Annotated in this window: 13 protein-coding genes; 7 read left to right on the plus strand and 6 right to left on the minus strand. The window is 37.4% G+C overall.

The window, feature by feature from the left end:
• Window positions 1–12: 12 nt before the first annotated feature.
• Window positions 13–1,380 carry an aldehyde dehydrogenase gene (locus V7124_RS21240; protein WP_335416595.1) on the minus strand — a complete coding sequence of 456 codons (1,368 nt, stop codon included), beginning with the start codon at window positions 1,378–1,380 and terminating at the stop codon, window positions 13–15.
• A 143-nt stretch (window positions 1,381–1,523) separates the two neighbouring features.
• Between V7124_RS21240 and V7124_RS21245 the strand changes: the two genes are divergently transcribed.
• The 3 genes from V7124_RS21245 (at window position 1,524) to V7124_RS21255 (ending at window position 4,291) form a co-directional block, all read left to right on the plus strand.
• Window positions 1,524–1,772: a hypothetical protein gene (locus V7124_RS21245; protein ID WP_335493193.1), complete on the plus strand. Its 249-nt coding sequence runs from the start codon at window positions 1,524–1,526 to the stop codon at window positions 1,770–1,772.
• 164 nt (window positions 1,773–1,936) lie between these two features.
• Window positions 1,937–3,091, plus strand: coding sequence for a thiolase family protein (locus tag V7124_RS21250; RefSeq protein ID WP_335493195.1), 1,155 nt, complete (start codon window positions 1,937–1,939; stop codon window positions 3,089–3,091).
• A gap of 261 nt (window positions 3,092–3,352) precedes the next feature.
• Window positions 3,353–4,291 (plus strand): MBL fold metallo-hydrolase, encoded by a 939-nt coding sequence (locus V7124_RS21255; RefSeq protein WP_335493197.1) that lies wholly within the window; start codon window positions 3,353–3,355, stop codon window positions 4,289–4,291.
• A 40-nt stretch (window positions 4,292–4,331) separates the two neighbouring features.
• Here the strand turns inward: V7124_RS21255 and V7124_RS21260 are convergent, their stop codons facing one another.
• Entirely contained in the window at window positions 4,332–4,859 is a 528-nt protein-coding gene (locus V7124_RS21260) for a helix-turn-helix domain-containing protein (RefSeq protein WP_335409802.1), read from the minus strand.
• Window positions 4,860–5,037: 178 nt separating this feature from the next.
• Between V7124_RS21260 and V7124_RS21265 the strand changes: the two genes are divergently transcribed.
• The 4 genes from V7124_RS21265 (at window position 5,038) to trhO (ending at window position 8,012) form a co-directional block, all read left to right on the plus strand.
• Window positions 5,038–5,682, plus strand: a complete 645-nt coding sequence (locus V7124_RS21265) for an alpha/beta hydrolase (protein ID WP_335409792.1) — start codon at window positions 5,038–5,040, stop codon at window positions 5,680–5,682.
• A gap of 22 nt (window positions 5,683–5,704) precedes the next feature.
• Window positions 5,705–6,127 (plus strand): DoxX family protein, encoded by a 423-nt coding sequence (locus V7124_RS21270; protein ID WP_335409794.1) that lies wholly within the window; start codon window positions 5,705–5,707, stop codon window positions 6,125–6,127.
• Between the two features lie 19 nt (window positions 6,128–6,146).
• Window positions 6,147–6,929 carry a dioxygenase family protein gene (locus V7124_RS21275; protein WP_335409796.1) on the plus strand — a complete coding sequence of 261 codons (783 nt, stop codon included), beginning with the start codon at window positions 6,147–6,149 and terminating at the stop codon, window positions 6,927–6,929.
• 135 nt (window positions 6,930–7,064) lie between these two features.
• A complete protein-coding gene (gene trhO, locus V7124_RS21280) occupies window positions 7,065–8,012 on the plus strand; it encodes an oxygen-dependent tRNA uridine(34) hydroxylase TrhO (RefSeq protein ID WP_335493200.1) in 948 nt (315 codons plus the stop codon).
• 145 nt (window positions 8,013–8,157) lie between these two features.
• Here the strand turns inward: trhO and V7124_RS21285 are convergent, their stop codons facing one another.
• The 4 genes from V7124_RS21285 to V7124_RS21300 form a co-directional block, all read right to left on the minus strand.
• Window positions 8,158–8,535 (minus strand): hypothetical protein, encoded by a 378-nt coding sequence (locus tag V7124_RS21285; protein WP_335493202.1) that lies wholly within the window; start codon window positions 8,533–8,535, stop codon window positions 8,158–8,160.
• Window positions 8,536–8,592: 57 nt separating this feature from the next.
• Window positions 8,593–8,889 (minus strand): hypothetical protein, encoded by a 297-nt coding sequence (locus V7124_RS21290; protein ID WP_335493204.1) that lies wholly within the window; start codon window positions 8,887–8,889, stop codon window positions 8,593–8,595.
• A 65-nt stretch (window positions 8,890–8,954) separates the two neighbouring features.
• Entirely contained in the window at window positions 8,955–9,266 is a 312-nt protein-coding gene (locus tag V7124_RS21295; RefSeq protein ID WP_335493206.1) for a hypothetical protein, read from the minus strand.
• A gap of 72 nt (window positions 9,267–9,338) precedes the next feature.
• Complete coding sequence (locus tag V7124_RS21300; RefSeq protein ID WP_335493208.1) at window positions 9,339–9,677, minus strand: hypothetical protein; 339 nt, start codon at window positions 9,675–9,677, stop codon at window positions 9,339–9,341.
• Window positions 9,678–9,902: the final 225 nt, after the last annotated feature.

A 9,902-nucleotide genomic window follows, 5' to 3' on the forward strand; every position in this document is an offset into this window, starting at 1 on the left:
AAGGCTTTTCTGTTATTTAATGAAGAATTTGATTTGTTTTAATGCATCTTTCCGATTAGGATACCTAAAAGGTAAATCGAAGGTCGTCGTTTGCTTTAAAATACTCTTTTGGTGGGAAAAGACATCAAAGCTGCCTCTGCCATGATAGGCACCAATACCACTTTCACCAACGCCGCCAAAGGGAAGGTAGGGGGAACTAAGGTGCATGACAGTATCATTTATGCAACCACCACCAAAAGAGACAGAATTTAAAATAGTTGCTTGGAACTCTTTATTTTCAGAGAAAATATATAGCGCCAAAGGCTTTGGATGTTCGTTTATTTTATTTATCATTGTTCTTTCATCATTATAATCAAGGATAGGGAGGATAGGGCCGAAAATTTCTTCCTTCATAATAGCATCATCCCAAGTAATCCCACCAAGGAGCGTCGGCTCAATCGTTAAGTTATCAATAGAATTTTTGCCGCCGTGAAGGATTTCACCGCTAGTTAGCAAGCTGGCAACACGATTAAAATGACGTTCACTCACAATTCTCGTAAATTCTCCATTTTTAACAATTTCCGCATATAGTTCCTTGATACTCTCTATTAACACTCTTAAAAATTCATCCTTAATATCCCGATGAACATATAAATAATCAGGTGCTACACATGTTTGTCCTGCATTAATAAACTTGCCCCAAGCAATCCGTTTTGCAGCGAATTTAAGATTGGCGTCATGATGAACAATACAAGGGCTTTTTCCGCCTAATTCAAGGGTAATAGGAGTTAAATGCTTGGCAGCTGCTTCCATAATTACTTTTCCGACTGCGACACTTCCGGTAAAAAAGATGTAATCGAATTTTTCTTCCAATAGACCTTGAGTTATTTCAGCATCTCCTTGGACAACGGAAATATATTCGGGAGGAAAGGTTTTACTGATAAGTTCCGCCATGAGTTTAGACGTTTCTGGTGTTAGTTCTGAAGGTTTAAGAATGGCACAATTACCCGCAGCAATCGCACCAATAAGTGGAGCAATGGCTAATTGTAAGGGATAATTCCATGGAGAAATGATCAATACCACCCCATAAGGCTCAGAATAAATATAGCTTTTCGAACCCATTTGGGTGAAGGTTGTCTTTACTTTACGGGGTTGTGTCCAATCTTTAATATGCTTGAGTGTAAACCGGATTTCCTCTAACAAAATCCCCATTTCGGTAATATACGTGTCAAAATTACTCTTATTCAAATCCTTTTTAAGCGCAGCCATCAGCTCTGTTTCATGCGAACGAATCAAGTTCCCTAACGATGTTAATGCTTTAATTCTAAAAGATAGCTCTTTCGATTTACCGGATTGAAAGAAATCACGCTGCACTTTAAGAAGTTCACTAAAACTTTCCATTTTTACACCTCCCGTAGTTAATGATATTTTATCATATCTTATTTTAATAGCTAGAATTTGATTTATGCCAAAATGGAATATTTTTGTATGAATAAAAATAATCGGAGAATACTATTACTAAATACTTCCGAAGGAGAAACTAAATGCAAATCGAAGCAGGAATGAAATATCAAATTTCTCAGGGTATTAAGGGGAATTTTAACTCCGCAGACTCTTTAACGGTTACCACAAACAATGGGGTTACTGTGCAATTCACACTTGAAGATGGTAAGGGCTATGGCTCAATGCCACTTGACCATTTAAACTACCTACTTAAGAGATCTAACCTTTCACCAATCACGCCAAATAAAAGAGTGCTTTTAAGCTCTGAAACTGAAGAGAAAATTGGGTAAAGAAAACGGGTCATGAGTTTAAACTCATGGCTTTTTCTCTTATTTTTTTGACTTTCTTATTTCAAAATTAGAAGTTAGTAAATTAGTTATTTGTATAATTATTTGAAAATTGCTATTATTTAAACATAGATGAAAACGGTTTCTATAATAGGGAGGAAGAAAATATGCGTGAAGTGGTAATTGTAGAGGCAGTTCGGACACCGGTTGGAAAAAGAAAAGGGTTGTTGAGCTCTGTCCGTCCTGATGAATTAGCTGCAAAAGTCCTAAAAGAATTAGTGAATCGTGCTGGGATTTCTCCAGGAATAGTCCAAGATGTCATTCTTGGCTGTGTATCACAAGTAGAAGAACAAGGTCTGAATATTGCTCGGACTGCAGCCTTAATGGCAGATTTCCCTATCCATGTACCGGGAACGACCTTAGACCGTCAATGCGGTTCTGGTCAGCAAGCGATTCATTTTGCATCCCAAGCGATTCTTAGCGGGGACATGGATATTGTGATTGCCGGCGGAGTTGAAAGTATGACACGTGTCCCACTAGGTTCATCCCGCCAGAAATCGGATTGGAGTGAAACTCTTACTTCCAAATATGAAATAATTCATCAAGGCTTATCAGCTGAGCGAATTGCTGATTTATGGGGATTTACACGCACGCAGTTAGATGAATTTTCAATCGAAAGTCATAATCGTGCACTTAAAGCACAAGAAGAAGGTAGATTTGACAAGGAAATCATGCCGATTGAGGTAACATTGGAGGATGGGACTTCAGTTGTTGTGAACCAGGATGAAGGTCCAAGAAAAGGTTCTACCATTGAAAAATTGGCTGCTCTTAAGACCGTTTTTAAGGAAGACGGAAAAATCCATGCAGGAAATGCTAGTCAAATGAGTGACGGTGCTGCAGCTGTACTCTTGATGTCTAGAGATAAAGCGGAAGAACTAGGGCTTAAACCAAGATTCAGGATTGTTGCCCGTTCTGTGGTGGGTTCTGATCCAACATTAATGTTAACTGGCCCAATCGAAGCAACCAAGCAGGTTCTAGCCAAAGCTGGACTTACAATTGATGATATCGACACATATGAAGTAAACGAAGCCTTCGCTCCCGTTCCAATGTGCTGGTTAGAGGAAACTAAAGCAGATCCAAAGAAACTGAATCCGAATGGTGGAGCGATTGCTCTTGGGCATCCTCTTGGTGCAACTGGTGCAAAATTAATGATTTCAATGATGCATGAGTTAGAAAGAACGGGCGGACTATATGGATTACAGGCCATTTGTGAAGGCGGCGGAATGGCAAACGGAACGATTATAGAGAGAATTAGTGAATAAGAGGGAATACGCAATAACAATTTGCAGCTAATTCTTTTTAAAAGGCTGTGTTAATGGATGAGTTGATTTTAGAACCTGTTGATTGGAGCGAAAGGCGCTCGACTCCTGCGGGATGCACGAGCTGAGTGAGACCCCGCAGGTGCGAAGCTGCGAGGAGGCTCACGGGTGAGCCCGCGGAAAGCGTAGCGCCTGTAGCGCAAATCAACAGCCAAGTTTAACACAGCCTTTATAAAAGATTAATAGAGTGAGGAGTAGAAATAATTGCTTAAAGAAATTGGTGTAACACAAGTAACGATTCCACTGCCTTTTCGGCTAAATCACGTTCATTGCTTTTTAGCTGAAGGGGTCAGAGGTTGGACAATTATTGATACAGGATTGAACAATGAAGTATCTAGAGACATTTGGAGACCAATCATCGAAAAACATGAGGTTAAAGACATTATTCTTACACACTATCATCCCGACCATTTTGGCTATGCTGGAACCCTGCAGCAGCTCACAAAAGCAGACGTATGGATGTCTGAGATAGACGCAGACGCAGGATTAACCTATTGGGAGCCAGACTCATTAGAAACTGTAAATCAGAACTACGATACATGCGGCCTGACTGATAATTTATCCCAGGTGTTAACAACAGATGAACAAGGCTTTAACCCGCAGGTAAAACCATACCCAACCATTCAACATTACCTTGAAGAAGGAATGAAAATCGTATTAGGAAAATACGAATATGAGGTTGTGTTTACACCAGGCCATTCAGATGGACTAATCACCTTATTTAACAAAGAGAATAGTATTTTATTTTCAACGGATCATATTCTACCAAGAATTAGTCCTAATATTTCATACTGGTTCCGTGGTATTCGTAATCCGCTACAAGCATTTTTTACTTCATTGGAAAAAATTAAATTATTGGATGTGGACGTAGTCATTCCATCACACGGAAAGCCGTTCAGAAATGCCAACCAGAGAATTGAAGAATTATTGGCACATCATCAGAAACGATTAGAGGTAACATATGATTCTATTAAACGACCAGCAACCATCTTTGAAGTCACTCAACAGATGTTTAGAAATTTAAATATCCATGAAACACGCTTTGCTGTGGGAGAAACAATCGCCCATTTGGAGTATTTACATTTTAATAACCAATGTAAAAAATTTCTTCAGGATGGAACATGGTATTACAAAGGCATTTAGGCAAGAAGGGGTTCCATTATGGATAACCCCTCCTTACTTTTCAAAGTTCTTTATTCGTATATACCGCAATTAATACAACAGCTTTACAATCCCCAATATTTTTCACCGTATGAGGAACACTTGCATTCCAACTGAAGGAATCACCTTCTTCTAAAATAACAGAATCCTCACCTTGTTCTGCAAGGACTTTTCCCTCTAGCACTAAATGGCATTCTTCCCCTTCATGTGCATGTGCATCCCCAATTGAAGCACCCGGTGGAAACTCCACACTTCTCAAACTTAAGCCACCCATAGAAGATATATGCTCAATTTTCAGCTGATTAAGCGCTGTCATTGTTCTATTATCTTTTCTAACCACGCGTAAATGTTGTTTTTTTTCTAATAATAAGTAAGGTAGTGGAATCTCTAAGTAATTTGCAATGGTTTGCAGCGTACTAATCGATGGTGAGGTGTTATTGTTTTCAACATTACTAATAAATCCTTTTGAAAGTCCGGTCCCTTCACACATTTGTGCGATTGTAATTTTTTTTCGGTTTCTGATTGTACGAATTTTTGCGCCGATATCCAGTGTAATCACCCTTTTTAGTTTCCTAATATAGAACATATTTATATATTAGCAAAAATTCCATTGACAATCCACAAGATTTCCTGTTATCCTATGAACAACAAATATTCATATTGAGAAACTTTTGAGAGTGTTTCTTACTATGGATCTTTAGAAACAAAATACAGAAGGGAGGATAGACATGAATGCACCGATGATTTATGAACTACGCCGTCCACGGGATATCAATCCTGATAAAAAATATCCTGCCTTGTTTATTATGCATGGAATAGGCAGTAATGAACAAAATATGCTGTCATTGGTAAACGGCTTAGAGGAACAGTTTTACATTTTCAGTATTCGTGGTCACCTTACACAGCCACCCGGCTTTGCCTTTTTCACTATAGAAGGGTACGGCAAACCACATCGGGCAGTGTTCGATGAAGGCGTAAATAAACTTACAAGCTTTATTGACTATGCTTGCGAACAGTATCCGTTAGATTTATCTCAATTATACTTGCTAGGTTTTAGCCAAGGAGCTATTTTAGCGATGACTCTTGGGTTAACCTTAGGAAATAAAATAAAAGGTATTATTGCTCTAAGTGGTTACATTCCTGCCTTTGTAAAAGAAGAATACGATATTAAACCTGTTGATGAAGTATCAGTATTTATCTCACATGGTGAGATGGACCAGGTTCTCCCATTTGAGTGGGGTTTAGCTAATAACGAATATTTTGGGCATTTAGGTGCTAAAGTAACTTTTAACACCTATCAAGAAGGACATAGTGTTTCAGTAAAGAATCTGCAGGATTTTACAACTTGGCTATTACAGCAAATAAAAAAATAATTTAAAAATGGAGAGGAAGAAAATGATGAAAAAAATAGAAGTAAGTACATTAATTTTACGTTTAGTATTAGGGGTTACATTTTTTGTCCATGGGTTAGTGAAATTCCAAGGTGGAATTGAAAATATCGTAGGCTGGTTTGATTCGATCGGATTACCAGGTGGCCTTGCTTATGGTGTTGCATTGTTAGAAATGGTGGGCGGAATTGCTTTATTTGTTGGTTTAGGAAGCAGAATTGTATCTGCATTATTTGTTTTATTAATGCTAGGAGCTACTGTAACAGCAAAATTAGCAGGCGGCTTTTTAGGTAATGGTCAAGGTGCAGGTTGGGAATTAGATTTAGCCTTACTTGTTATCGCATTATTTATTGCTATCAACGACAGCAAGATGTTTGCTCTAGATAAAGTTTTTTTCAAAGGACAAAATAACCAAACACAATCACTATAATATAGGAGGGGTAAATATAATGATGCCATCATTCTTTATCGCACATGGTGCACCGCTGCTAGCCATTGAAAATAATGAGTATACTCAATTTTTACAACAACTAGGTCAGTCATTGCCACGTCCAAAAGCGATTGTTTTATTTTCGGCTCATTGGGAATCTAAAGCACAAAAAGTAAGCGAAGTAGATCATTATGAAACGATTTATGACTTTGGTGGATTCCCGCCTGAACTTTATACCATTAAATATCCAGCACAAGGTGCTATGGAAATTTCTAACGAAATAAAGCAATTGTTCAAAGAAAATGATATTCCTTTTGATGTAGAAATGAAACGCGGTTTGGATCATGGTGCATGGGTGGTACTTCGTTTGCTTTACCCAAATGCCGATGTTCCTGTCATTGCGATGTCGGTAAATCCTACTCTTACTCCGGAAGAACAGTATAAAATAGGAAAAACCCTTACTGCTTTACGTGCTAACGATGTATTAATTATTGGCAGCGGTGGAACCGTTCATAATTTAGGAGCTGTTAGCTGGGGGGACGATGGCAAAAATATTCATCAATGGGCCATCGAGTTTGATGATTGGATTGCTCATCATCTCCATACATGGGATACCGATTCATTGTTTAAATATGATACCCTTGCCCCCAATGCTGAAATTGCCGTACCGAAGTTTGGAAATGAGCACTTTATTCCAATTTTTTACGCTATGGGCGCAGCCGATGATAGCCGAAAAGCTGCTTTAATCCATCGAAGCTACCGATATGGCAACTTAAGTCATAGCGTTTGGCAATTTGGGTGATCATAAAAAAACACTAACTCATCGTTAGTGTTTTTTTTCTATAAGTTCGTTACAATTGAAATGTATCTGTGTTTTTTGATATAATAATTCAGTTATTACTATAAAGAGTGTATAAAAGTTAATAAGGTGGTAAGTATGAGTCAAAATTATCGAGTTTTATTATATTATAAATATGTCACAATAGAAAATCCAGAAGAAGTACAACAAGAACATCTACAGTTTTGTAATGAATTAGGCTTAAAAGGCCGAATCATCATAGCTGCAGAAGGAATAAACGGAACTGTGTCAGGTTCGGTGGAACAAACGAATGCCTATATGAAATATATGGATGCGCACCCGCTTTTTGCAGGTACGATTTTTAAAATTGACGAGGCAACGGAACATGCCTTCAAAAAAATGCGCGTTCGACTTAGACCAGAACTAGTTACTTTACGTCTAGAAGACGATGTCGACCCTCATGTCATTACTGGAAAACATTTAAAACCAAAAGAGTTTTTTGAAGCGATGCAAAGAGAAGATACAGTTGTCATCGATGCGCGAAATGATTATGAATATGATTTAGGGCATTTTAGAGGTGCTGTTCGACCTGATATCCTAAATTTCCGTGATTTACCAGATTGGATTAGGGAAAATAAGCAAGATTTCGAAGGTAAAAAGATTCTTACTTATTGTACAGGCGGCATTCGCTGCGAAAAGTTTTCAGGATGGCTTCTTAATGAAGGATTCGAAGATGTATCACAATTAGAAGGTGGAATTGTTACCTACGGAAAGGACCCAGAAGTACAAGGTGATTTATGGGATGGTCAGCTTTACGTATTTGACGAACGTATTAGCGTGCCTGTAAATCAAAAAGAGCATGTGGTAGTAGGGAAGGATTACTTTACCGGGGAACCATGTGAACGTTATGTAAACTGTGCAAATCCAGAGTGTAATAAAAAAATTCTCTGTTCTGAAGAAAACGAACACCGTCATTTAAGAAGTTGTTCACCTGAATGCAGAACACACCCAAGAAATCGCTATATCGTACAACACGGTTTAACGGAAGAAGAAGTGAAGGAAAGATTATTGGATCTCCAAGCATAAAAGAAAAGCTGTACACTCAAATTAGCAATGGATTCCGTATTCGTGTGCGTGCTTTCTTATTAAAAGACAAGAAAAGACGTATGAATTTGGCATACGTCTTTTTTTTATTCACGTTTTGCGATAGGAAACGGAACCCGTTAAAAGATTAATCCGCTCTTCTATTATTTCTTGTGAATAATTTTACATCTGAAACATTATTTGGTAAAAATGAAGTACCATTAAAATCCCTATCTTGGGTAAGATTTTCAAGTCTCCTTACTGCTTCGTTAAACTCTTCCACACTCAGTTGTTTAGTTGCGAGCAAGGAAGTAAGGATGGCAAACGCAATTGGAGTCGTGTCAACAAATACCTCAACTTGTACATCCACATCAGAATTGCCACTTTGGCCTATCGTGTTTATATTTTCACTTTTTATCCTTACATCATCTTTTTCGATAGCAACAGATTCAGAGGTGTTATTATTCATCCTTGAGTTTTGCCAACGAGAAGGGATATACCTGTTTCTACCTCTGTATTTTTCCATTCATTCCACCTATCCTTATTAAGGGTGGAATATATTTATCCCACCCTTAATTGTTAATTATAAATCAACGTCCACATTTGTATTTTGATCTTGTTCGCTATCTTGCTCTTGATCCGATCTTACCCGCGCATTACTTCTGCTATTAAGTGTAATATCTACGCGAGAATTTCCTGAGTTATTGATTGTGGCTCTCGCAACATTTGTGTTTCTATCAGTATTACGTACTTCGGCATCAGCATCTGATTCTGATCGGTTACGAACATCGTTTTCAAAATCAGTATTTACATCAACATTAACGTTTGTGTTTGAGTTATTACGGCGGTTTCGGTTTCTATCTGAATTTCCTCTTGACATTTTTGTAGTCCCCCTAATTTTTTAAAAATTTATTAATAGAGTTTAAGAAAAAGAAATAAAATATCTTAAAAATCAACATCCACATTGGTATTTTGTTCTTGATCATTTTCTTGGTCTTGATCCGATCTTACCCGCGCATTACTTCTGCTATTTAGTGAAATATCTACCCGAGAATTTCCTGAGTTATTGATTGTCGCTCTCGCAACATTATTATTATTGTCAGTATTACGTACTTCGGCATCAGCATCGGAATTAGATTGATTGCGAATATCGTTTTCAAAATCATTATTTACATCTACATTTACGTTTGTGTCGGTGTTATTACTGCGGTTTCTTCCTGTACGGGCTATATTATTATTATTTTCTCTTCTTGCCATTCTGTAACCCCCAAAAAATTTTAGATTAATTTATAGAGTTTAAGAAATATCGATTAGAATATCTCTTGAAAATCAATCAACATCAACATCCACATCCGTATTTTGGTCTTGCTCATTGTCTTGCTCTTGATCAGTTCTAGCACGAGCATTGCTACGGCTGTTTAATACAACATTGACAACAGCATTTCCTGAATCGTTGACAGTTGCTCTTGCAACGTTGGTATTTCGGTCAGTATTAACTACTTCCGCATCTGCATCTGATTCTGAACGGTTGCGAACATCGTTTTCAAAATCAGTATCTACATCAATATCTATATTATTGTTATTGTTATTGTTATTATTGTTGTTCTTTTTATTAGAACTTCTAAACCCACACTGATTTCCTTGATTATTAAATTGTCGCATATTCAAATTTATCCACCCCTTTTCCTTTACCTGTTAAACAGTTTATTCTTCAAATGCATTAAGGAATGGACAAATTACTGAGGGACAAACACCTTTTTTATTTGATGAATCAAATTAATACCGAAAATACTGTATTATGTAGATGAAGATGAGAAGGTATTTGAAAGAGGAGAAAAATAGAGAATAGAATTTGATTCCAAAAATTAAACTACCGAGTAATAAATAAGGATT

The organism is Neobacillus niacini (assembly GCF_036961885.1).
GTDB classification, from domain to species: domain Bacteria; phylum Bacillota; class Bacilli; order Bacillales; family Cytobacillaceae; genus Neobacillus; species Neobacillus niacini_H.